At 71.2% G+C, this 22,873-nt stretch carries 18 protein-coding genes and 2 pseudogenes; 11 read left to right on the forward strand and 9 right to left on the reverse strand.

Annotation, left to right across the window (positions count from 1 at the left end; genetic code table 11):
• The first annotated feature begins 59 nt into the window (after positions 1–59).
• Positions 60–1,055, forward strand: a complete 996-nt coding sequence (locus ACH4UM_RS30895; RefSeq protein ID WP_398186407.1) for a DUF4349 domain-containing protein — start codon at positions 60–62, stop codon at positions 1,053–1,055.
• Positions 1,056–1,082: 27 nt separating this feature from the next.
• Complete coding sequence (locus ACH4UM_RS30900; RefSeq protein ID WP_398186410.1) at positions 1,083–2,510, forward strand: FAD-dependent oxidoreductase; 1,428 nt, start codon at positions 1,083–1,085, stop codon at positions 2,508–2,510.
• 13 nt (positions 2,511–2,523) lie between these two features.
• On the opposite strand, the gene ACH4UM_RS30905 is transcribed toward ACH4UM_RS30900, so the two are convergent.
• The gene (locus tag ACH4UM_RS30905; protein ID WP_398186412.1) at positions 2,524–2,838 is read right to left on the reverse strand and encodes a hypothetical protein; all 315 of its coding nucleotides are present in this window, start codon (positions 2,836–2,838) and stop codon (positions 2,524–2,526) included.
• 134 nt (positions 2,839–2,972) lie between these two features.
• On the opposite strand from ACH4UM_RS30905, the gene ACH4UM_RS30910 reads away from it, so the two are divergent.
• Positions 2,973–3,797 (forward strand): rhomboid family intramembrane serine protease, encoded by an 825-nt coding sequence (locus tag ACH4UM_RS30910; protein ID WP_398186415.1) that lies wholly within the window; start codon positions 2,973–2,975, stop codon positions 3,795–3,797.
• Between the two features lie 21 nt (positions 3,798–3,818).
• Here ACH4UM_RS30910 and hemE read toward each other — a convergent pair whose 3' ends face one another.
• Complete coding sequence (gene hemE / locus ACH4UM_RS30915) at positions 3,819–4,889, reverse strand: uroporphyrinogen decarboxylase (RefSeq protein ID WP_398186418.1); 1,071 nt, start codon at positions 4,887–4,889, stop codon at positions 3,819–3,821.
• A 126-nt stretch (positions 4,890–5,015) separates the two neighbouring features.
• Here hemE and ACH4UM_RS30920 point away from each other — a divergent pair, with 126 nt between their 5' ends.
• From ACH4UM_RS30920 to ACH4UM_RS30950, 7 genes are all read left to right on the forward strand, one after another.
• A complete protein-coding gene (locus ACH4UM_RS30920) occupies positions 5,016–5,690 on the forward strand; it encodes a DUF3000 domain-containing protein (RefSeq protein WP_398186421.1) in 675 nt (224 codons plus the stop codon).
• Between the two features lie 385 nt (positions 5,691–6,075).
• The gene (locus ACH4UM_RS30925) at positions 6,076–6,735 is read left to right on the forward strand and encodes a LuxR C-terminal-related transcriptional regulator (protein ID WP_398186423.1); all 660 of its coding nucleotides are present in this window, start codon (positions 6,076–6,078) and stop codon (positions 6,733–6,735) included.
• A 261-nt stretch (positions 6,736–6,996) separates the two neighbouring features.
• Positions 6,997–8,298 carry a ribonuclease D gene (locus tag ACH4UM_RS30930; RefSeq protein WP_398186426.1) on the forward strand — a complete coding sequence of 434 codons (1,302 nt, stop codon included), beginning with the start codon at positions 6,997–6,999 and terminating at the stop codon, positions 8,296–8,298.
• Positions 8,299–8,677: 379 nt separating this feature from the next.
• Positions 8,678–9,898, forward strand: coding sequence for a thiolase family protein (locus ACH4UM_RS30935; protein ID WP_398186429.1), 1,221 nt, complete (start codon positions 8,678–8,680; stop codon positions 9,896–9,898).
• Positions 9,895–12,024, forward strand: a complete 2,130-nt coding sequence (locus tag ACH4UM_RS30940; protein WP_398186432.1) for a 3-hydroxyacyl-CoA dehydrogenase NAD-binding domain-containing protein — start codon at positions 9,895–9,897, stop codon at positions 12,022–12,024. The genes ACH4UM_RS30935 and ACH4UM_RS30940 overlap by 4 nt, the downstream gene beginning before the upstream one ends.
• Positions 12,025–12,316: 292 nt before the next feature.
• Positions 12,317–12,844 (forward strand): hypothetical protein, encoded by a 528-nt coding sequence (locus ACH4UM_RS30945; protein ID WP_398186435.1) that lies wholly within the window; start codon positions 12,317–12,319, stop codon positions 12,842–12,844.
• 91 nt (positions 12,845–12,935) lie between these two features.
• Positions 12,936–13,451 carry a hypothetical protein gene (locus ACH4UM_RS30950; RefSeq protein WP_398186522.1) on the forward strand — a complete coding sequence of 172 codons (516 nt, stop codon included), beginning with the start codon at positions 12,936–12,938 and terminating at the stop codon, positions 13,449–13,451.
• A gap of 81 nt (positions 13,452–13,532) precedes the next feature.
• On the opposite strand, the pseudogene ACH4UM_RS30955 reads toward ACH4UM_RS30950, so the two are convergent.
• Both ACH4UM_RS30955 and ACH4UM_RS30960 read right to left on the reverse strand, forming a co-directional pair.
• Positions 13,533–14,080, reverse strand: a pseudogene (locus ACH4UM_RS30955) (hypothetical protein); the annotation flags it as partial.
• 66 nt (positions 14,081–14,146) lie between these two features.
• Positions 14,147–14,881, reverse strand: a pseudogene (locus ACH4UM_RS30960) (NlpC/P60 family protein); the annotation flags it as partial.
• Between the two features lie 299 nt (positions 14,882–15,180).
• On the opposite strand from ACH4UM_RS30960, the gene ACH4UM_RS30965 reads away from it, so the two are divergent.
• Positions 15,181–15,555, forward strand: coding sequence for an NTP pyrophosphohydrolase (locus ACH4UM_RS30965; RefSeq protein ID WP_398186438.1), 375 nt, complete (start codon positions 15,181–15,183; stop codon positions 15,553–15,555).
• A gap of 18 nt (positions 15,556–15,573) precedes the next feature.
• Here the strand turns inward: ACH4UM_RS30965 and ACH4UM_RS30970 are convergent, their stop codons facing one another.
• From ACH4UM_RS30970 to ACH4UM_RS30990, 5 genes are all read right to left on the reverse strand, one after another.
• Positions 15,574–17,100: an amino acid permease gene (locus ACH4UM_RS30970; protein WP_398186440.1), complete on the reverse strand. Its 1,527-nt coding sequence runs from the start codon at positions 17,098–17,100 to the stop codon at positions 15,574–15,576.
• A gap of 192 nt (positions 17,101–17,292) precedes the next feature.
• A complete protein-coding gene (dxs, locus tag ACH4UM_RS30975) occupies positions 17,293–19,257 on the reverse strand; it encodes a 1-deoxy-D-xylulose-5-phosphate synthase (protein ID WP_398186443.1) in 1,965 nt (654 codons plus the stop codon).
• A gap of 194 nt (positions 19,258–19,451) precedes the next feature.
• The gene (locus ACH4UM_RS30980; RefSeq protein ID WP_398186446.1) at positions 19,452–20,744 is read right to left on the reverse strand and encodes a sugar ABC transporter permease; all 1,293 of its coding nucleotides are present in this window, start codon (positions 20,742–20,744) and stop codon (positions 19,452–19,454) included.
• The gene (locus ACH4UM_RS30985; RefSeq protein WP_398186449.1) at positions 20,741–21,532 is read right to left on the reverse strand and encodes an ATP-binding cassette domain-containing protein; all 792 of its coding nucleotides are present in this window, start codon (positions 21,530–21,532) and stop codon (positions 20,741–20,743) included. The genes ACH4UM_RS30980 and ACH4UM_RS30985 overlap by 4 nt, the downstream gene beginning before the upstream one ends.
• Positions 21,533–21,723: 191 nt before the next feature.
• The gene (locus ACH4UM_RS30990; RefSeq protein ID WP_398186520.1) at positions 21,724–22,827 is read right to left on the reverse strand and encodes a substrate-binding domain-containing protein; all 1,104 of its coding nucleotides are present in this window, start codon (positions 22,825–22,827) and stop codon (positions 21,724–21,726) included.
• Positions 22,828–22,873 lie beyond the last annotated feature (46 nt).

Raw genomic sequence — 22,873 nt, forward strand, 5'->3', positions numbered from 1 at the left:
GCAGGGCCCGGGCGTCGAAGAGGCGTCAGTGGTCACGACGATCCCGGGGGCAGACCCACATGCACACACGACGTTCCGTTCGACCCGTTCACGCCCTGGCCGGGCTGCTGCTGGCCGCCGGGCTCACGCTCACCGGCTGCAGCGCGGGCGGCGGGGGCGTCTCCTCCGACAAGGCCGCCGCCGGGAGCGCCGCCGGGAGCGAGTTCCACGAGGGCGCCCCGGGCAGCGGCGGCGGCACGGCCGCCGGCGCGAGGGCCACCGCGCCGCCGAGGCCCGCCGCCGGCCACATCATCCGCACCGCCTCCCTGACCGTGCAGGTCAAGGACGTGCCCAAGGCCCTTGACGCGGCCCGTGCGACCACCGAGAACGCGGGCGGCTACGTCGGCGACGAGACCACCACCCGCGACGACGGGGGCCATGAGCAGACCCGTGTCGTCCTGCGCGTACCCACCGGCAGGTACGACGAGGTCCTCGCCGGCCTGGCCGGCACCGGCAAGCTGATCGACCGTACGGCGAAGGCGGAGGACGTCACCGACCAGGTGGTCGACGTCGACAGCCGCATCAAGTCGCAGCGCGCCAGCGTGGCCCGGGTCCGCGACCTGATGGACAAGGCCACCCGGCTCAGCGACGTGGTCACCCTGGAGGGCGAGTTGAGCCGCCGCGAGTCCGACCTGGAGGCGCTGCTCGCCCAGCAGGCGTCCCTGAAGGACCGCACGAGCCTGGCCACCATCACGCTGTCGCTGACCGGGACGCCGGTGCCGAAGGCCGCCGCGGACGACGAACCGGGGTTCACGGACGCGCTCGCGGGCGGCTGGCACGTGTTCGTCACCGTGGTCCGCTGGATCGTGCTGGCCCTCGGCGCGGTGCTCCCGTTCGCCGCGACGGCCGGGCTGCTCGGCGCGCTGTGGCTGCGGGTCCTGCGCCCCCGGCTGCCGCGCCGCCGCACCGCCGCGGCCCCCGCTCCCGTGATGACCGCGGTGGGCCCGCTGCCGGGCGGCCGGCAGGCTTCCCGGCCGGACGGGGAGCAGGGCGGGGAGCAGGGCGGCCGGGACTGAAACCCCCTGCGGTCGTAGCGTGTTCGCATGAACATGAGCGGCTCGAGAGGTACGGCGCGTGGGCGGGAACGACTGGTCGTCATCGGCGGCGACGCCGCGGGGATGTCCGCGGCGTCGCAGGCGCGCCGGCTGCGCGGGCCGGACGAGCTGGAGATCGTGGCGTTCGAACGCGGCCACTTCACCTCGTTCTCGGCGTGCGGCATCCCGTACTGGGTGGGGGGCGACGTCGCCGAACGGGACGAGCTGATCGCCCGCACGCCCGAGGAGCACCGCGCGCGGCACATCGATCTGCGGATGCGCACCGAGGTCACGGAGATCGACGTGGCGGCGGGCCGGGTCCGCGCGCGGGACGTCGACTCCGGTGCCGGGTCCTGGACCTCGTACGACAAACTCGTCATCGCCACCGGGGCCCGCCCGGTCCGCCCCGACATGCCGGGCGTCGACGCGCCCGGGGTGCACGGCGTGCAGACCCTGGACGACGGCGAGGCCCTGCTCGACAGCCTGGCACGCGCGCGTGGCCGCAGCTCTTCAGCGCCTCCCCGTGCGGTGGTGGTCGGCGCGGGCTACATCGGCGTGGAGATGGCCGAGGCCCTGATCAAGCGCGGCTACGAGGTGACGGTCGTCAGCAGCGGCGAGGAACCGATGTCCACGCTCGATCCGGATATGGGCCGCCTGGTGCACGAGGCCATGGAGGGCCTGGGCATCACCATGGTCGACAACACCGAGGTGACCAAGGTGCTCACCGCAGACGACGGCCGGGTGCGCGCGGTGGCCGCCGAGGACGCCGAGTACCCGGCCGACGTGGTCGTGCTGGGCATCGGTGTACGCCCCGAGTCCGGGCTCGCGCGGGCGGCCGGACTGCCCCTCGGCGCGCACGGCGGGCTGCTGACCGACCGTGCGATGCGCGTGCGCGGCCACGAGAACATCTGGGCCGGCGGCGACTGCGTGGAGGTCCTCGACCTGGTCTCCGGGCAGCAGCGCCATGTCCCGCTGGGCACCCATGCCAACAAGCACGGCCAGGTCATCGGGACCAACGTGGGCGGCGGCTACGCCACTTTCCCGGGCGTCGTCGGCACCGCGGTCAGCAAGGTGTGCGACCTGGAGATCGCGCGCACCGGCCTGCGCGAGAAGGACGCCCGCCGCGTGGGCCTGCGGTTCGAGACGGTCACCGTCGAGTCCACGAGCCGCGCGGGCTACTACCCGGGCGCCTTGCCGATGACGGTCAAGATGCTCGCCGAACGCCGCACCGGCCGCCTTCTGGGCGTCCAGATCGTGGGCAGGGAAGGTGCGGCGAAACGGGTCGACGTCGCGGCGGTCGCGCTCACGGCGGGTATGACGGTGGAACAGATGACGGCCCTGGACCTGGGTTACGCCCCGCCGTTCTCACCGGTGTGGGACCCCGTGCTCGTGGCGGCCCGCAGGGCCGCCGCCAAGATCCGCGGCAGCGCGCCCTGAGGGCCGGGCAGGCCTAGGCCGTGCCGTTCAGCCGCGGCAGCGAGGAGACCGACGCGGAGGAGACCGACGTGCTGGAGGCCGCCGTGCCGGAGGCAGCCGGCGCCGGCTGCTCCCCGGCCGGCTTGGCGTGGGCGGCGGCCGGCCGGGTGGAGCGCAGCCGGTGGCTGACGGCCTCGTCCAGCGTCACCGGGCGCTGCATCTGGGACGCCAGCCGCCCGGCCTCCTGGCCGAGCCGGGCGACGTCCTCCCAGGGCAGCCGCACCACCAGGGATATCTCGGCCTCGCCGTCGGGCAGGGCGTGCATGGGAGGGGTGACCCGTTCGTTCATCGCCTGTTCCTCACGTCGTCCCCGCGGCCAGCCTTCCCCTGGCCGCAGGCGGTTGAGGAGACATACGGACCCGGGGACGGCCGTGTTCACCGCGTGCGCCGATTCGGCGGGCGCATCCGGGGCAGTACTTCCCTGTGGTCATACCCGTCCATGACGTGAACCCGGTGCGGCGCACCCCCTGGGTGACGTACGCCCTGATCGCAGCGAACCTCGTCGTGTTCCTGGCCACGCCCGGCGTCGCCGGTTCCGTGACGGGCGGCGGCGTGCTGGCGCAGCTGTGCCATCTGCAGGCGTTCACGGAGCACTACGCACTCGTGCCACGCGAGTTGATCCACCATCAGATGCCGCGGCTGGTGCCGACGGGCGACGTCGGGCTCGGGGCGCACGGACCGGGCTGTGTGCTGGCGCCGCCGGGCTATGACAAGTCGCCGGTGCTGTCGGTCCTGACGGCGATGTTCCTGCACGGCAGCTGGCTGCACCTGCTGGGCAACATGCTGTTTCTGTGGATCTTCGGCAACAACATCGAGGACCGCATGGGCCATGTGCGGTTCCTGCTGTTCTACCTGGTCTGCGGTTACGCGGCGGGGTACGGCTTCGCGCTGCTCAACGCGGGTTCCGGTCAGCCCCTGATCGGAGCGTCCGGCGCGATCGCCGGAGTGCTGGGCGCCTATCTGGTGCTGTATCCGAAGGCCCGCGTGTGGGTCCTCGTACCGTTCCTGGTCTTTCTGCCGCTGCGGCTGCCGGCCTGGCTGGTGCTGGGCTTCTGGTTCGTGCTGCAGGCCTTCTACTCGTCCGGCGGAGCCGTCTCGGACGCGGGCACCGTCGCGTACACGGCGCACATCGTCGGCTTCATCGTGGGCATGCTGATCGCGCTGCCGCTGCGTCCGGGCACCACGCCCCCGCCGGAACCGCGCCGCCTGCTGTTCGGCAGGCAGGCCCGGCCCCGGCACACCTGGTGAGGCCCGGCGGAACGGGCCGGCTCAGCGGGCGGTCTGCGTGTGGACGTACTGGACGAGCCGGGTGAGGGCGTCGGGGTCGGTGGACGGCATGACGCCGTGGCCGAGGTTGAAGACATGGCCCTCCAGGCCCGCCGCGGCGGCCAGGACCTCGCGGGTCCTGGCCTCGACGGCCTCCCGGGGGGCGAACAGGACGGTGGGGTCGAGATTGCCCTGCAGCGCCTTGCCGGGACCGACCCGGCGGACGGCCTCGTCGAGCGGGACCCGCCAGTCGACTCCGACGACGTCCGCGCCGGCCTCGCCCATCAGGCCGAGCAGCTCGCCGGTGCCGACGCCGAAGTGGATTCGCGGCACGCCGTACCCGGCGACGGCCTCGAAGACCTTGCGCGAGGCGGGCAGCACCGAACGGCGGTAGTCGGCGGGGGCGAGGGCGCCGGCCCAGGAGTCGAAGAGCTGGACGGCGCTCGCTCCCGCCTCGATCTGCACCCTGAGGAAGGCCGCCGTGATGTCCGCGAGGCGGTCGAGCAGGTCGGCCCACAGTTCGGGGTCGCCGTACATCATCGCCTTGGCGTTCTCGTAGGTGCGGGACGGGCCGCCCTCCACGAGGTAGCTCGCGAGGGTGAAGGGCGCGCCGGCGAAGCCGATCAGCGGGGTGGCGCCGAGCTCGCCGGTGAGCAGGCCGATCGCCTCGGTGACGTAGGAGACGTCCTCGGGGGTGAGGTCGCGCAGCTGCGCCAGGTCCGCCCGGGTGCGCACGGGGTTCTCGACGACCGGGCCGACGCCGGGCTTGATGTCGAGGTCGACGCCGATGGCCTTGAGGGGCACGACGATGTCGCTGAAGTAGATCGCCGCGTCGACGTTGTGCCTGCGGACCGGCTGGAGGGTGATCTCGGTGACGAGCTCGGGCCGCATGCAGGACTCGAGCATCGGGATGCCCTGGCGCACCTTGCGGTACTCCGGCAGCGAGCGCCCGGCCTGCCGCATGAACCACACGGGAGTGTGCGGAACGGGTTCACGCCTGCACGCCTTGAGGAAGGCGGAGTCGTAGGTTGCTGTCGGCGGCCGGTGGCTGGCGGGCGTCTCGTTGGCACTCACGGTGGCAAGTCTCGCACGCCCCCCGGGGGCGCGACGGCCGTGGTGTGCGGCCCCCGGATGGCCCGGGCGCCGACGGCGGGGTGTCTTGCCCTGCGCGAAGCCCCCGTTCCCCTTAATCTTCCCGGCATGGCTGCGGCTCAGGGACGACTGTCGGACGGCGCTGGCGGAATGGACGACGAGAAGGAGGGGGACGAGCATGGGAGCAGGGCGGAGCGAGCGCCGCTGCCCTTCCGGGCCGCCGTCGAGGCACTGAGGACCGCGCGGCTGCGGCCGCAGGTGGAGATCGAGCAGGTGCCCCCGCCCAAACGCCTCGCCCCCTTCGCATACGCGCTGGAGGCCACGGTCGTCGACGGCGAGCAGGACCTCGCCGACGGCCGTCTGGTGCTGCTGCACGACCCGGCCGGGCACGACGCCTGGCGGGGCACCTTCCGGCTGGTGACGCTGGTGCGCGCGGAGCTGGAGCCGGAGATGGCCGCCGATCCGCTGCTGCCGGACGTGTGCTGGTCGTGGCTGACCGGGGCGCTGCAGGCGCGCGGTCTGACGTACGGCGAGCCGAGTGGCACCGTCACACGCGCGAGCTCGCACTACTTCGGTGGCCTGTCGGCGCGGCCGGCCGCCTCGCAGATCGAGATCCGCGCCTCCTGGACGCCGCGCGAGGGCCTGGGCGGGGTCCCGGACACCGCGGCCCATCTGGCCTCCTGGTGCGATCTGCTCGCCCAGGTCGCGGGGCTTCCGCCGGCCGGCCCGGGCGACGCCTCGGTGGTCACGCTGCCGCAGCGACGCGACCCGCAGTCGCGCTGAAGCCGGGCGCTCCCCGGGGCCCACCGGCCGCCACCGGCCGCCCACCGGTCACCCACCGGCCGCCACCGGCCGCCACCTGCCGCCCACCGGTCCTCCACCGGTCGCGGACACCTGTCCGGGCGCCTTACCGACTCCTTGCCGTGTCTTTGTCGATACGGCCACTTTCGGGCACGTATCGACGCCGAACGACCCCGAGCGAACCGATTCGACCTTCGGATGATCGACAGCCTGTCCGAATTGCACGCATTGTTACTCACCAGATCGTGATCATTCTCTAAAGGACACCGGGTTTGGTGCCGAAGACGACTGTGACCTTGCAAGCACGGTTCGTCCCGGCTTGATCCCCACAAGCCGGCCCCGTCCCCCACCCCCCCCAGGAGGCCTGGTGTCCGTTCTCCTCGAGCAGCCCTCAAGCCTGGTCGCCTACCGCCCGAACAAGCCGACCGCCATGGTCGTCGTGGCGGACCCGCGCGTCCGTTCCACCGTCACCCGTCACCTGTGGGCGCTCGGAGTCCGTGACGTCATCGAGGCGTCGTCCGTCGCGGAGGCCCGTCCCCGCATCGGCAACCCGCGCGACATCTGCGTCGCCGACGTCCACCTGCCCGACGGCTCCGGGCTCACGCTGCTGTCCGAGACCCGTGCCGCCGGCTGGCCCAACGGCCTGGCGCTGTCCGCGGCCGACGACATCGGTGCCGTCCGCAACGCCCTCGCGGGCGGTGTGAAGGGCTACGTCGTCACCGGCACCCGTACCAACGTCGGGCTCCCCACCCGGCCGGGCGCCGCCCCCATCGGCGCCGCCGCCCGTATGCACCGCCGTCCCCCGGGTGCCCCGAGCCACCCGGGTGGCTACCGCGAGCTGTCCGGCCGCGAGGTCGAGGTACTGCGGCTGGTCGCCGAGGGGCAGTCGAACAAGGCGATCGGCGTCTCGATGGGCCTGTCCGCGCTGACCGTCAAGAGCCACCTCGCCCGCATCGCCCGCAAGCTGGGCACCGGTGACCGGGCCGGAATGGTCGCGGTCGCCCTGCGGACCGGCATCATCCACTGAACCCCGTCCGCACCTGACCCGTCCCCCTCGCACCCCCCGTCCCCTCCTCTCCTTCCGGCCCGCCCAGTCCCGCCGGTCCCGCCCCTCGCCGGATCCTCCGGCACGACGAGCCGTCCCCTCCTCCCCCCGTCGCCCCACGTCGTCCCACATGCCGGTCGTGAACCGGACGTGTCACCGACCTGACCGGTTTACGACCCCCCGGCGCCCGCCGACGGAACGTTCCGTCGGCGGGCGCCGTCCATCCACGGATACCCTTGACAGGTGACCGACGCCCAAGAGACCGCAGCAGACAGCTCACTGCGAACCACCGGAGGCGCCCCTCCGGACGACGGCGGATCTTCTGACACGGGGGCGCCGATCCCGCTGCTCGAGCCCCGCGAGGGCGTTCCGCCGGTGATCTCCGACGAGTCGGCGCTCGCCCGCGTGATCGACGCGTTCGCCGCCGGCTCCGGCCCCGTCGCCGTCGACGCCGAGCGTGCCTCCGGCTACCGCTACGGCCAGCGCGCCTATCTGGTGCAGCTGCGCCGCCAGGGCGCCGGTACCGCGCTGATCGACCCGGTCGCCTGCCCCGACCTGTCCGGCCTCGGCGAGGCGCTGTCGGGCGTCGAGTGGGTGCTGCACGCCGCCACCCAGGATCTGCCGTGCCTGCGAGAGATAGGCATGGTGCCCACCTCTCTGTTCGACACCGAGCTGGCGGGCCGGCTGGCCGGGTTCCCCCGGGTCGGGCTCGGCGCGATGGTCGAGGGCGTCCTCGGCTTCGTCCTCGAGAAGGGCCACTCCGCCGTCGACTGGTCGACCCGGCCGCTGCCCGAGCCCTGGCTGCGCTACGCGGCCCTCGACGTGGAACTGCTCGTCGACCTGCGCGACGCGCTGGAGAAGGAGCTGGACCGGCAGGGCAAGCTGGAGTGGGCCAGGCAGGAGTTCGACGGCATCGCCTCGGCGCCGCCGGCCGAGCCGCGCAAGGACCCCTGGCGCCGTACGTCCGGTATGCACAAGGTGCGTCGCAGGCGGCAGCTGGGGGTCGTACGGGAGCTGTGGCAGACCCGGGACCGGATCGCCCAGCGGCGGGACGTGTCGCCGGGAAAGGTGCTCTCCGACGCGGCCATCGTCGAGGCCGCCCTCGCCCTGCCCGCCAACGTGCACGCCCTCGCCGCGCTGAACGGCTTCGGGCACCGTATGGGCCGCCGTCAGCTGGAGCAGTGGCAGGCCGCGGTGGACCGGGCCAAGGCCCTGTCCGACTCCCAGCTGCCCCAGCCCGGACAGCAGGTGACCGGGCCCCCGCCGCCCCGGGCCTGGGCCGACAAGGACCCGGCCGCCGCGGCCCGTCTGTCGGCGGCCCGCTCCGCCGTCTCGGGGCTGGCCGAGCGGCTGAACATGCCGCAGGAGAACCTCGTCGCGCCGGACACCGTGCGGCGGGTGTGCTGGGAGCCGCCCGGGACGGTCGACACCGAGTCGGTGGCGGCCGCCCTCGCCGGGTACGGGGCCAGGCCCTGGCAGGTGGAGCAGGTGACGCCGGTTCTGGTGGAGGCGCTGACGGCGAAGGGCACGACGAACGGCGAGTAGTGGCCGCGGTACCGCAAGCCGGTCGCTGCGGCACCGCGTGCGTGCTCGTGGTCGGTGCGGTACCGCACGCCGGCCGGTCGTCGGTGCGGTACCGCACGCCGGCCGGTCGTCGGTGCGGTACCGCACGCCGGCCGGGCGTCGACGTGGGCCTGGGCCGCGGGCCGGACGTCGTGATTCGAGAGCTCTCCCGGCCCCTTTTCCAGCCCGCACGCGGTAGAAGCACGTCGAGATCGAGCCAAGATCCCGCCGCCCGGGTGTGTGACGTTCACCGCTCCAGCCGTGGGGACTGGGCAGTTACGTTACTCGTAAGTAGCATGGGCCTGAGCGCGCGCTCAGCGCAACGCAGCAGTGCCATCCCGCACCCTGGAGGAGAGCCATCGTGCCTCGTACCGTCAGGGACGTCGTCTTCGTAGACGGCGTCCGCACCCCGTTCGGCAAGGCGGGCCCGAAGGGCATCTACCACGAGACCCGCGCCGACGACCTCGTCGTGAAGGCGATCCGGGAGCTGCTGCGCCGCAACCCCGGTCTCGACCCGAAGAAGATCGACGAGGTCGCCGTCGCCGCGACCACGCAGATCGGCGACCAGGGCCTGACCATCGGCCGCACCGCCGGCATTCTCGCGGGACTGCCCACCTCGGTCCCCGGCTACTCGATCGACCGGATGTGCGCGGGCGCCCTGACCGCCGTCACCTCCGTCTCCGGTTCGATCGCCTTCGGCGCCTACGACGTCGCCATCGCCGGTGGTGTCGAGCACATGGGCCGCCATCCGATGGGTGAGGGCGTCGACCCCAACCCGCGGTTCGTGAGCGAGAAGCTGGTCGACGAGTCGGCCCTGTTCATGGGCATGACCGCGGAGAACCTGCACGACCGCTACCCGCAGATCACCAAGCTGCGCGCCGACGAGTACGCGGTGCGCTCGCAGGAGAAGGCCGCCAAGGCGTACGCCAACGGCAAGATCCAGGCCGACCTGGTGCCGATCTCCGTACGCCGCACCAACCCCGAGGGCGGCGAGACGGGCTGGGGCCTGGTCACGGCGGACGAGCCGATGCGCCCGGGCACCACCCTGGAGAACCTGTCGGGTCTCAAGACGCCGTTCCGCGTGCACGGCCGGGTCACCGCGGGCAACGCGGCCGGCCTGAACGACGGCGCCACCGCCTCGGTCATCGCGAGCGAGGACTTCGCCCGCGAGAACGGGCTGCCGGTCAAGATGCGCCTGGTCTCCTACGCCTTCGTCGGCGTGGAGCCGGAGGTCATGGGCTACGGTCCGATCCCGGCCACGGAGAAGGCCCTGGCCAAGGCCGGCCTGTCCATCTCCGACATCGGCCTGTTCGAGATCAACGAGGCCTTCGCCGTCCAGGTCCTGGCCCTCCTCGACCACTACGGCATCGCGGACGACGACGAGCGCGTCAACCAGTACGGCGGCGCGATCGCCTTCGGTCACCCGCTCGCCTCCTCCGGCGTCCGGCTGATGACGCAGCTGGCCCGCCAGTTCGAGGAGCAGCCGCAGGTCCGCTACGGCCTCACCACCATGTGCGTCGGCTTCGGCATGGGCGCGACGGTCATCTGGGAGAACCCGCACTTCGACGGAGGCGACAAGTGAGCACCACCGCTGAACTCCTGAAGGGCGCGGCCGAGCTGTTCCCGGACGAGGTCGTCACGCAGGCGCACGTGCGCCACTTCGACCTGCCGCTGGGTGCGGGCCGCTTCGCCCTCGTCACCCTCGACAACGGCTTCGACCACACCAAGCCGACCACCTTCGGCCCGCAGTCGCTCGCGAACCTCAACACCGCGATCGACCAGGTCGAGAAGGAGGCCGCGGACGGCGAGATCGTCGGCGTCGGCATCACCGGCAAGCCGTTCATCTTCGCGGTCGGCGCCGACCTCAAGGGCGTCGAGCTGCTCAGGCAGCACGACCACGCCCTCGCCATCGGCAAGGGCGGCCACGAGGTCTTCAAGCGGCTGTCGAAGCTGGCCGTGCCCACCTTCGCGTACTACAACGGCGCGGCGATGGGCGGCGGCGTCGAGGTCGGCCTGCACTGCACCTACCGCACGGTGTCGGCGGCCCTCCCCGCCTTCTCCCTGCCCGAGGTCTTCCTGGGCCTGGTGCCGGGCTGGGGCGGCTGCACGCTGCTGCCGAACCTGATCGGCGCCGACAGGGCCGTCTCGGTCGTCATCGAGAACAGCCTCAACCAGAACAAGCAGCTCAAGGGTAAGCAGGTCTACGAACTGGGCATCGCCGACGCCCTGTTCGAGGGCGCGGACTTCCTGGAGCAGTCGCTGATCTGGACGGCGTCCGTCCTCAAGGGCGAGATCGTCGTGGACCGCCCGGTGATCGACCGCGGCGAGGCCTGGGACCAGGCCGTCGCGCGTGGCCGCTTCATCACGGACGGCAAGGTGCACGGCGCGGCCCCGGCCGCCTACCGCGCCCTCGACATCATCGCCGCCGCCAAGAACGGCGACCTGCAGAAGGGCTACGACGCCGAGGACCAGGCCCTCGCGGACCTGATCATGGGCGGCGAACTGCGCGCCGGCATCTACGCGTTCAACCTCGTCCAGAAGCGCGGCAAGCGGCCCGCGGGCGCCCCGGACAAGAACCTGGCCCGCCCGGTGACCAAGGTGGGCGTGGTCGGCGCGGGCCTGATGGCCTCCCAGCTGGCCCTGCTCTTCCTGCGCCGTCTGGAGGTGCCGGTCGTCCTGACCGACATCGACCAGGAGCGCGTCGACAAGGGCGTCGGCTACGTCCACGCCGAGATCGACAAGCTGCTCGGCAAGGGCCGGATCAACCAGGACAAGGCCAACCGCCTCAAGGCGCTGGTCTCCGGTGTCCTGGACAAGGCCGAGGGCTTCGCGGACGCCGACTTCATCATCGAGGCGGTCTTCGAGGAGATCGGCGTCAAGCAGCAGGTGTTCGCCGAGGTCGAGGCGGTCGCCCCGGCGCACGCGATCCTGGCGACCAACACCTCCTCCCTCTCGGTGACGGAGATGGCGTCGAAGCTGAAGCACCCCGAGCGGGTCGTCGGCTTCCACTTCTTCAACCCGGTCGCGGTCCTCCCCCTGCTGGAGATCGTCCGCGGCGAGCGGACGGACGACGCCTCGCTCGCGACCGCCTTCGCGGTGGCCAAGAAGCTGAAGAAGACCGCGGTGCTGGTCAAGGACGCCCCGGCGTTCGTGGTCAACCGCATCCTCACCCGCTTCATGGGCGAGATCCAGAACGTCATCGACGAGGGCACCCCGGTCGAGGTCGCGGAGAAGGCGGTCGAGCCGCTCGGCCTGCCGATGTCCCCGCTGGTCCTGCTCGAACTGGTCGGCCCGGCCATCGGCCTGCACGTCTCGGAGACCCTCAACAGGGCGTTCCCGGACCGCTTCAAGGTCTCCCCGAACCTCAAGGCGGTCGTCGAGGCGGGCAAGCGCGGCTTCTACCTCTACGACAGCGGCAAGCCCGAGCTGGACCCGGAGGTCGCCGCGCTGCTGAAGCAGGGCGACGTGGTCCTGACGGAGGAGCAGGTCCGCGACCGCGTCCTGGACGCGGTGGCGCAGGAGATCGGCCTGATGCTCGAGGAGGGCGTCGTCGCCGAGGCCCAGGACATCGACCTCTGCCTGATCACCGGCGCCGGCTGGCCCTTCCACCTGGGCGGCATCACGCCGTACCTGGACCGCGAGGGCGTCTCTGAGCGCGTGAACGGCAAGAAGTTCCTGGCTCCGGGCGTGGCGAGCGTCCCGGCGTAACTTCCCCGCGTGACACGGCCGGTTCCGGCACACTCGACGGTGTGCCGGGCGCCGGCTTCGTCATGAAAGATCCCTTTTCCTCAGTTCTTCCTCAACTCCGTTGCCGTGATCGCCTCCGGATCGGCAAGATCGACTCTGTGCCGCCTGCCCGACCAGCAGGCGGCAGGTCCGTCCGACCAACGGACCGGGATGAACAACATCAAAGGGGAAACACGACGTGAGATCGTCGACAGTCATACGCGCTGCGGCCACGGGGACCGGCCGACGGGGGAACGGCCTGAGGACGGCCGCGGTGGTGGCCGCCGCGGCGGTGGCGCTGGGGGCGGCGGCACCGCTCGCGGAGGCGGCCGAGGCGCGTGGTGCCCGCACGGCGGCGCCGGTGTCCGCACTGCCCGCCGGGGCCGGCAACGAGGCCTCCGGCCTGGCCTTCACCGCGACCGACGTGCGCGATCTCATCCAGCGGATGAAGGCCGACGGTGGCTCGGACACGGCGGAGATCGCCGAGTTCGAGGCCTACGCCAGGACCCTGGAGGGCAAGGGACCGAGCAGGCCGATGCCCGGCTTCGGCTGGAGCACCATCGTCCGCAAGCTGGTCGTGGCCGGTTTCCGGCACGGCGGGGTGTGGCTGAGCAAGGTGCTCAAGCGCGTCTCGCCGAAGGCCGCCAAGTACGCGGGCCGGTACGGCAACAAGATCGCCGACGCGATCGAGGCGGTGGAGAACTGGGGCGAGCACGCGCTGACCATCGCCCTGGTGAAGGCCGGCATCCCGTACGACGTGGCGAGCGACCTCGCCAAGGCCATCATTCTCATCGCGGCGTGATTCCCACGGCGCGCCAGGTTCGCGGGGCCCGGCCGGCCCGGTCGGCGTCCCGCGGACCGGAGCGTGGGGAGAACAGGAGGTGACGTCCGGCATGGACGCACGATCTGCTCCGGGGGCCGGGGGCGACGGCGGGGCCGACCGTCCGTCGACGCCCGGGGAGAAGCGGCTCGCCCGGGCCGTCGTCGGTGGGCTCGTCCTGTTCGTGGCCGTGCTCGTGGGCCTGGTCTTCCTGCTGGTCCTGCTGGTCACCGCGGCCCTCTTCCCCGCGGCGATCGAGTTCGACGGCGTGGCACCGGTGTTCTGGGCGTTGCTGCTGCTGTCCCCGTGCGCTGCGGTCGCCGCGGCGATCACGGTGCCCGCGCGCCGGCTGGCCCACGCCCGGCTCCGGCCGGCTCCGGCCGGAGCCCGGGTGCTGGACGCCGTCTTCGGATGGCTGTCGGCCTTCCTGGTCGGCGTGATGCTGCTGGAGTGGACGCCGGGGGTTCGCGCCCACTCCCTGCTGCCGGCGGTCGTGGTGGCCACGGCCGGGCTGGCGCTGGAGCCGCTCGTGGAGCGGCTCGGCGCCGGCACGGGGAACGGACACCGGGACGGGCCACCGCCCACCTGAGCACCCGCCGCTCGCGCACCTGCCGGTACGCGAGCGCCCCGGGGGATCTCCCGAGGTCACCGAGGAGCGCACGACGGCGTGGCGCCGGTGCAACAGGCCGCCGGGTACGGCCGCGTACAGCCCCACACGCCCGGACTCGCCCGTCACCGCGGCCAGGCCGTCCTGCACATCACGGCCCTTCAGGTCGCTCCAGGCATCCCAGCCGCCCTTCTCCTTGTGGGCCAGCATGTTCACTCCGCCGCCCTTGTTGCGGACGAGGACATGGGCGCGTCCCCCGGCGTCGACGGCCACGGCCGGGGTGCCGGTGCGGTCGCCCTTCCTGCCGGGGTGCCGGTGCGGTCGCCCTTCCTGCCGGGGTGACCGACGGGGGTCCAGTCCGGGGCGGAGAGCCGGGGCCGGAAGTGGGTGGAGTGCACCAGGCCCGCCTCGCCGGGCGCGGTGGGCCGCCAGGAGACCAGGTGGGCGTAGCGGTCCGGGCCCTGGCCGACGGCGAGCACCGGACACAGCTTCTGGCCGCCGCCCACCTTGCGCGGCGCGTCCCAGGGTCCGCCCGGCCACCGCTCGGCCCGGCACGACACGCCGTCGCCCGACGGGAGATGGACACCGAGCCGGCCGTCCCGGCCGCGCATGGGCCAGTCGCCGTTCCCCGGTTCACCGTATTCCGGGCCGGGCGGGCGCCCCGGCCCGGACCCTGGTCACAGGCGCTTGGCGCTGCGCAGGAGCTGGGCGTAGAACCCGTCGCCGTCGATGCGGGACGCGCCGCCCTTGTCGCCCATCGTCGGGCCGTTGACCTCCTTGCGGCTGGATATGAAGACGCGGTGGCCGTCGGTGTCCAGGCCCAGGTAGAGGCCGACGTGGTCGATGTGGTTGCCGGTGCGGTGGTCCATCTTGAAGAACAGCAGGTCGCCCGGCTGGAGCACGTCGATGTTCTGCGGGCGGACGTACCAGGGGGACGGGCCCTGGATCTTGATGATGTCGACGCCGGCCTTGGAGCGGGCGATGCCGTCCGCGGTGCGGGGCAGCCCGTCGCCGAGGGTGTTGGACGCCATCAGCGGATAGCGGGCCCGGTAGCCCCACACCATCCGCATGAAGCCGGAGCAGTCCAGCGCCCGGTAGCGCTCCTTGCGCGGGTACACCGTGGTGCCGTTGCGGAAGGTGTACGGGATGCCGAGGTAGTCGTAGAAGTCGTTCTGCTCCAGGCGGTCCACGCCGTCCGCCTTGAAGGGGCCGAACACCGCGTCACCGGCGTACGGGACGCCCGAGGAGTCCTTCTTGACCGGAGCACCCTGCACGTACTGGAAGGCGATCGCGAAGATGTCGTCCTCCTGACTGCCGTAGTACTCCTTGAACCAGTCCTTGAACCACTGCTCCTCCTCGGATCCCTTGGTCCAGGGTTCGGGCATGAGCCGGACCCAGTCGTCGGTGACGACGTCGAGTTCGCCCACGCGGTGCGCGCCGACACCGCGCGCATGGCGCGGGCCGTGACGGCCGTGGACACGATCACCGCAAGCTGGGCGCGGGGAGCCTGAGTCCCCCATCCCGGGTCGCCGGTGGCGTCGACGGCGACAGCGCGGCGGACGTGGTCACGGCCGGACGTCGTGCACCGGGGGAACGATCTTCCTGGGCGACAGGAGCGCCGGCGGGATCGCCGGCAGCGCCACGGCGGTCCGGGCGGCATCACCACCACCGCCCGGATGGTCACGAGCGTGTGCCGTGGGACCCTTGGCCCATGGACCAGGACACCCCCCTGCTCGTGATCGTCGACGGTGCGAACGTGGTCGGATCGGTGCCCGACGGCTGGTGGCGGGACCGGCGAGGGGCGGCCGAGCGGTTGCGGAACCGGCTGGCCACGGACGGCGTGCCGGGCCTGCCGCCGGACCGCACGGAGATCGTCCTGGTCGTCGAGGGCGCGGCGCGTGGGGTGGAGCCGGTGCCGGGGGTGTGCGTCGAGACGGCCCCCGGCAGCGGCGACGACCGCATCGTCGAACTGGTCGCACAGGCCGGGGACCGTTCCGTTCTGGTCGTTACGGCCGACCGGGAGCTCCGGCGCCGGGTGACGGAGCGGGGAGCCGAGGTCACCGGGCCACGGGCGGTGCGCGACTGAGCGGCCGGGGCCGCTCCGCTACGGCTTGCCGGCGCCGCTCGTCCCCGGTGCCCCGCCCATCGCGTCCGGCTGTCCGCTCAGGGCCAGGCGGCTGTGGGAGCGGCCGTAGAGGAAGTAAACGACGAAACCGATCACCATCCAGATGGCGAAGCGGAGCCAGGTCTCGGCGGGGAGGTTGAGCATCAGCCACAGGGAGGCGAGCACCGAGAGGATCGGCACCCAGGGCACCAGCGGGGTCCGGAAGGCGCGGTGCAGGTCCGGGCGGGTGTTGCGCAGGATGATCACGCTGATCGCGACGACGACGAAGGCGAACAGTGTGCCGATGTTCACCAGTTCGGCCAGTGCGCTGAGGCTGGTGAAGCCCGCCACGATGGCGATGATCACGCCGAGCAGGATGGTCGGCCGGTAGGGGGTGCGGAAGCGCGGGTGGGTGTGCGAGAAGAACCTCGGCAGCAGCCCGTCGCGGCTCATCGCGAAGAAGACCCGGGCCTGGCCCAGAAGCAGGATCATGCACACCGTGGTCAGACCGACCGCGGCCCCGAAGCTGATCAGGCCCGCGTACCACGGGTGCCCGGTGGCCTTGAAGGCGTCGGCCAGCGGCGCGTCCACGGACAGCGAACTGTACTTCTGCATCCCGGTCACGACGATCGACACCGCAACGTACAGCGCGGTGCAGATGACCAGCGAGCCCAGGATGCCGCGCGGCACGTCGCGCTGGGGGTGGCGGGTCTCCTCGGCGGCGGTGGCCACGACGTCGAAACCGATGAAGGCGAAGAAGACCACGGACGCGGCGGTGAAGATGCCCATCACACCGAAGTTGGAGGGTGCCCAGCCGAACATCAGCTGGATGAGCGGTGCCTTGAGGTTGCCCTCCGCCGCCACCGACTGCGCCTTCGGTACGAACGGGTGGTAGTTGCTGCCGTTGATGAAGAAGGAGCCCGCGATGATCACGACGAGCACGACCGCCACCTTGATGGCGACCACGATCGAGGTGACCCGCGCGGAGAGCTTCATGCCGAGGACGAGGATGGCGGTGAGGACCAGGACGAGGGCGGCGGCGAGGACGTCGAAGCCGAACCCGGAGGCGGCGTCCCGGCCGCCGATCACCTCGGGCAGATGCCAGCCCGCGTTGTCGAGCAGTGAGTGGATGTAGCCGGACCAGCCGACGGCGACCACCGCCGTGCCGAGCGCGAGTTCCAGCACCAGGTCCCAGCCGATGATCCAGGCGGGGAACTCGCCGAGCGAGGCGTAGGAGAAGGTGTACGCCGACCCGGCCACCGGGACCGTGGAGGCGAACTCGGCGTAGCAGAGCGCTGCGAGCGCGCAGACCACGCCGGCCGCCACGAACGACAGGGAGACGGCCGGACCGGCGTTGTTCTTCGCGGCCGTGCCGGTGAGGACGAAGATGCCGGTGCCGATGATGACACCGACGCCGAAGACCGTCAGGTCCAGCGCGGACAGGGATTTCCTGAGCGCGTGTTCCGGTTCCTCGGTGTCCTGGATCGACTGCTCGACGTTCTTCGTCCTAAAGAGCGTGTTGCTCACGGGCCTACCTCCCCTGCTTGTCGTCCTCGACATGGCTCGACATGATCGAGAGGGCTGGGGATGCGTATGCCCCGGCACTGGCAGGTTCACGCAGTCGGGCCGGTTCCGCCACCGGTGGAGGTGGCGAAACCGGCCCAATGGGTTCATGGGTTCTCGTGGACGGGCGCGCCTTCCGGTGAACGGGTGAAGGCCTCAGTCGCGCGCGGGCTGCACCGAGCCGACCTCGCCGGCCGTGCGCCCGGTGGGGGTCCCCCCGCTCGGGCGAAGCCGGGAGTGGGGGAGGCCGTCCAGCTTGGAGACGAGACCCGTGACCTGGCGGGCGATGTCCGGCGCGGTCAGGCCGATCTCCGCCATGACCTCGGCGCGCGAGGCGTGGTCGAGGAAGCGCGGCGGGATGCCGAAGTCGCGCAGCGGTACGTCGACACCGGCGTCCCGCAGGGCCTGGGCGATCGCGGATCCGACACCGCCGGCGCGGGAGTTGTCCTCGACCGTGACGACCACCCGGTGCCGCTCGGCGAGCGGGGCCATGGCCTCGTCGACGGGCTTGACCCAGCGCGGGTCGACGACGGTGGTGGAGATGCCCTGCCGGTCGAGCAGGCCGGCGATCTCCAGGCACATGGGCGCGAGGGCGCCGACGGAGACCAGCAGCACGTCCGGGCGGTCGGTGCCGGGCTCGCGCAGTACGTCCATGCCGCCGACGCGGCCCACGGCGGGTACGGCGGGGCCGACCGCGCCCTTGGAGAAGCGGACCACGGTCGGTGCGTCGTCGACCTCGACGGCCTCGCGCAGCTGGGCGCGGACCTGGTCGGCGTCGCGCGGGGCGGCCAGGCGCAGGCCCGGCACGACCTGGAGGATCGACATGTCCCACATGCCGTTGTGGGAGGCGCCGTCGGTGCCGGTGATGCCGGCCCGGTCCAGGACGAAGGTGACGCCGCACCTGTGCAGGGCCACGTCCATCAGGACCTGGTCGAAGGCGCGGTTGAGGAAGGTGGCGTAGACGGCGAAGACGGGGTGCACGCCTGCGTGGGCCAGGCCGGCCGCGGAGACGGCGCCGTGCTGCTCGGCGATGCCGACGTCGTAGACCCGGTCGGGGAAGGCCTTGGCGAACTTGTCCAGGCCGACCGGCTGGAGCATGGCGGCCGTGATGGCGACGACGTCCTTGCGCTCCTTGCCGAGCTTGACCATCTCCTCGCCGAAGACGGAGGTCCAGTCGGCGCCGGAGCTGGCGATCGGCAGGCCGGTGTCGGGGTGGATCTTGCCGACGGCGTGGAAGCGGTCGGCCTCGTCCTGCAGGGCGGGCTGGTAGCCGCGGCCCTTCTCGGTGAGGCAGTGCACGATGACCGGGCCGCCGAACCGCTTGGCGCGGGCCAGCGCGGACTCCAGGGCCTCGATGTCGTGGCCGTCGATGGGGCCGACGTACTTCAGGCCCAGGTCCTCGAACATGCCCTGGGGGGCGATGAAGTCCTTTAGGCCCTTCTTGGCGCCGTGCAGCGTCTCGTACAGCGGCCTGCCGACGACCGGGGTGCGCTCGAGGACCTCCTTGGTACGGGCCAGGAAGCGCTCGTAGCCGTCGGTGGTGCGCAGGGTGGCCAGGTGGTTGGCGAGGCCGCCGATGGTGGGCGCGTAGGAGCGCTCGTTGTCGTTGACGACGATGACCAGCGGGCGGTCCTTGGCGTCGGCGATGTTGTTGAGCGCCTCCCAGGCCATGCCGCCGGTCAGCGCGCCGTCGCCGATGACCGCGACGACGTGGCTGTCCCGCTCCAGCAGCTGGTTGGCCTTGGCGATGCCGTCGGCCCAGCCGAGCACGGTGGAGGCGTGGCTGTTCTCGATGACGTCGTGCTCCGACTCGGCCTGGGAGGGGTAGCCGGACAGGCCGCCCTTCATCTTCAGCCTGGAGAAGTCCTGCCGGCCGGTCAGCAGCTTGTGCACGTAGGACTGGTGGCCGGTGTCCCACAGCACCTTGTCCTTCGGGGACTGAAAGACCCGGTGCAGCGCGATGGTCAGCTCCACCACACCGAGGTTGGGGCCGAGGTGGCCGCCGGTCTTGGAGACCGCGTCGACGAGGAAGGTCCGGATCTCCTCTGCCAGCTTTTCCAGCTCATCCAGGCTGAGCCGGTCCAGATCGCGCGGTCCCCTGATGCGGGTCAGCAGCGGCACCCGTGCCTCCTTGCAGTAGAGCTGATCGAGCTGTTGCCGGGCCTGTCGAGTCTAATGTTCCGCCTGAGCGCCCGGTGTCCGGGCGGTGCGTCGTAGGTCACGCGAACGGCGGTACCCCGGTACGGCCCGGGTCATGGCACAACCGTGCCCGGCACCGCCGTCGGTGCCGGGCACGGTCCTTGCGTGAGCCGGGGTCAGGCGCGGCCCGCCGTCTTCTGGGTCTTGCGGGTGACCGCGTCGATGACGACGGTCGCCAGCAGGACACCACCGGTGATCATGTACTGGACCGGGGAGGCGATGCCCTCCAGGGCGAGGCCGTACTGGATCGAGACGATCACCAGCACACCGAGGAGCGCGTTCCAGGTGCGGCCGCGGCCGCCGAAGAGGGAGGTGCCACCGATGACGGCCGCCGCGATGGCGTTCATCAGCAGGTCACCGCCGCCGGCGCCCTGGTTGGCCGAGGCGATCTTGGAGGCGATGAACAGACCGCCGATCGCCGCGAACGTACCGGAGATCGAGAAGACCGAGATCCGGACCATGTCCACGTTGATACCGGCACGCCGGGAGGCCTCGACGCTGCCGCCGAGCGCGAAGATCTTCCGGCCGTAGGCGGTGCGGCGCAGCACGAAGTCCGTGAGCAGCAGCACGGCGACGAAGATCACGACGGCCAGCGGCAGACCCTTGTACTGGTTGAAGACGATCGCCACGGCGAAGGCGACGACGGCCAGCAGCACGGTGCGCAGGATGGTTTCGCTCAGTGGGCGGGACGGCACACCGGCGGCCTCACGGCGCTTGTTGCCGAAGAACGCGCTGAGGAAGTACAGCACGGTCACCGCGGCGGCCAGCCCGTAGGCGGCGGCCACATCGGAGAAGTAGTAGCTGGTCAGCTTGGCGACCAGACCGTCGCTGTTCAGGTTGATCGTGCCGTTGTCGCCCAGGATCTTGAGCATGAAGCCGTTCCAGAACAACAGGCCGGCCAGGGTGACGGCGAACGCCGGCACACCGATCTTCGCGAAGAAGAAGCCCTGGATCGCACCCGCGACCGTGCCGGTGAGGATGGCCAGCACGAAGGCCAGCACCTCGTTCATGCCATGGGTGACGTTCAGCACCGCGAAGGTGGCGCCCGCGACACCGGAGAGCGATCCGACCGACAGGTCGATCTCGCCCAGCAGCAGCACGAACACGATACCGACGGCGATCATGCCCGTGCCGACCATGGCGACGGAGATGTCGGAGAGGTTGCCCGCGGTGAGGAAGTTGGAGTTCAGGCTCTGGAAGATGATCCAGATGATCACCAGACCGATGACGACCGGGAGGGAACCCAGGTCACCGGCCTTCATCTTGCGCTTGAACTCGGTGACGTAGCCCGCCAGGCCCTGTTCGCGCACCAGCAGGCGGGGGTCGACGGCGACGTCGGAGCCACGCGCTGCCTCGGGGTTCTCCACGACGTTGTCCCCGGGGGGCGTGGAGGTCTTGTCGATGCTCACTTCTTGATCTCCCCATTGGTGCGCGCCGCACGACGGGTCACGGCGTTGTCCGTGGCGCCGGTGATGGCGGAGATGATCTCTTCCTGCGAGGTCGACTTGACCTCGAAGACGCCGTTGTTGCGACCCAGGCGCAGCACGGCCACCTTGTCGGCGACGGCCTTGACATCGGCCATGTTGTGGCTGATGAGGATCACGGCGTGGCCGCGCTCCCGCAGCCGCTCCACCAGGTCGAGGACCTGCGCGGTCTGCTCCACGCCGAGGGCGGCGGTGGGCTCGTCGAGGATGACCAGCTTGGGCTCGCCGAGCATGGAGCGGGCGATGGCCACGGTCTGGCGCTGACCGCCGGAGAGCGAGGCGATCGGGATACGGACGCTGGGGATGCGGATCGAGAGCTGTTCGAGCAGCTCGCGCGAGCGCCGCTCCATCTCGACCTCGTCCAGGACACCGCGCCGGCGGATCTCCCGGCCCAGGTAGAGGTTGCCGACCACGTCGATGTTGTCGCACAGCGCGAGGTCCTGGTAGACCGTCGCGATGCCGAGGTTCTGGGCGTCGTGCGGCTTGTTGACCTGGACGGTCTTGCCTTCCCATTCGATGACGCCCTCATCGATGGGGTGCACGCCGGCGATCGTCTTGACCAGCGTGGACTTTCCGGCGCCGTTGTCGCCCACCAGGGCGACCACCTCACCGGCGTGGACCTCAAGCTCTACGTCGGTGAGCGCCTGGACGGCACCGAACCGCTTGGAGACCCCGCGCAACGCCAGCACGGGCGTAGCGGACACGTGAACCATCTCCTTCGCCGCCTGACCCGGCGGGAGGTTGTGCAGAAGTTTAGGGGGATGTTCCATCCGGCGCCCCGCGACGAGCTTGCGGGGCTGTCTGATACGCGGGGCACCGGAGGAGCCTTGGGGCGCCTGACCCTTTGTCCCGCCAGGGGAATTCAAGTGCGAATCCCCCTGGTTGGAAAGGCGCTGTGGGTCGATTACTTCAGACCGATCTTGTCGCACGCGGCCTTGTACTGCGCGGTGCAGATGTCGGGGAGCGTGTAGACGCCGTCCTTGATGACGGTGTCCTTGATGTTGTCCTTGGTCAGCGCGGTGACGGGCACCAGGACCGAGGGGACGCCCTTGGTGGTGGGGCTGTCGACCTTGTCCTTGGCGACGGAGTCGAGCGACTTGCCCTGAGCCAGGTCCACGGCCATCTCGGCGGCGGCAGCGGCCTCGGGGGCGTACGGCTTGTAGACGCTCATGTACTGCTCACCGGCGACGATGCGCTGCACACCCGCGAGCTCCGCGTCCTGGCCGGTGACCGGGACGTTGGAGAGGCCCGCGGCCTTGAGGGCGGTGATGATACCGCCGGCCATGCCGTCGTTGGCGGAGTAGACGCCGACGATGTTCTTCTTGCCCAGCGCGGAGATGGCACCCTCCATGTTGGAGTTGGCGTTCTCCGGCTTCCACTCCTTGGTGTCGTACTCCTTGCCGATATTCACCTTGCCGTCGAGCACCTCGTGGGCGCCCTTCTTGAACTGCGCGGCGTTCGGGTCGGTGGAGGAACCGTTCATCATGACGATCTTGCCGGACTTGGCCTTGGAGCCCAGGGCCTTCAGCAGGGCCTCGCCCTGGGTCTTGCCGACGGTCTCGTTGTCGAACGAGGTGTAGGCGTCGATCGGACCCTGCGCCAGTCGGTCGTAGGCGACGACCGGGATGCCGGCGTCCTTGGCCTTCTGCACCGAGTTCTTGATGGCGGCGGCGTCCACGGCGTCGACGATCAGCACGTCCACCTTGTTGGTGATCATGGTGTCGACCTGCTGGTTCTGCTGGCTGGCGTCCTGCTTGGCGTTGGCGTAGACGACCTTGCCCTTGTTGTTCGTGAGCTCCGCGACCTTCTTCTCGATCAGCGGGCGGTCGAACTTCTCGTAACGCGCGGTCTGGTTCTCCGGCAGGAGCAGACCGACCGTGATCGCGTCGCCCTTCTTCTCGCTGCCGGACGACTTCGAGGAGCCGCCGCCGGACTCCTTGGCGCTGCCGCAAGCGGCGAGCGAAACGGCCATGGCACCAGCAGCTACGGCGAAGGCCGCACGACGCATACGCATGTTCACTTCTTCAAACCTCCCTGACGAGGCCGCGTCGTTG

The sequence above is a fragment of the Streptomyces sp. NPDC020801 genome, assembly GCF_044334385.1.
Taxonomy (GTDB): Bacteria; Actinomycetota; Actinomycetes; order Streptomycetales; family Streptomycetaceae; genus Streptomyces.

What these genes read in the sequence shown, in the direction of transcription:
- ACH4UM_RS30920 (WP_398186421.1), top strand. Translation starts at nt 5,016, where the DNA reads ATGGCTGCGGCTCAGGGACGACTGTCGGACGGCGCTGGCGGAATGGAC.
- ACH4UM_RS30950 (WP_398186522.1), top strand. Translation starts at nt 12,936, where the DNA reads ATGGACGCACGATCTGCTCCGGGGGCCGGGGGCGACGGCGGGGCCGAC.
- ACH4UM_RS30985 (WP_398186449.1), bottom strand. Translation starts at nt 21,532, where the DNA reads ATGGTTCACGTGTCCGCTACGCCCGTGCTGGCGTTGCGCGGGGTCTCC.
- ACH4UM_RS30900 (WP_398186410.1), top strand. Translation starts at nt 1,083, where the DNA reads ATGAACATGAGCGGCTCGAGAGGTACGGCGCGTGGGCGGGAACGACTG.
- ACH4UM_RS30905 (WP_398186412.1), bottom strand. Translation starts at nt 2,838, where the DNA reads ATGAACGAACGGGTCACCCCTCCCATGCACGCCCTGCCCGACGGCGAG.
- ACH4UM_RS30990 (WP_398186520.1), bottom strand. Translation starts at nt 22,827, where the DNA reads ATGCGTCGTGCGGCCTTCGCCGTAGCTGCTGGTGCCATGGCCGTTTCG.
- ACH4UM_RS30965 (WP_398186438.1), top strand. Translation starts at nt 15,181, where the DNA reads ATGGACCAGGACACCCCCCTGCTCGTGATCGTCGACGGTGCGAACGTG.
- ACH4UM_RS30895 (WP_398186407.1), top strand. Translation starts at nt 60, where the DNA reads ATGCACACACGACGTTCCGTTCGACCCGTTCACGCCCTGGCCGGGCTG.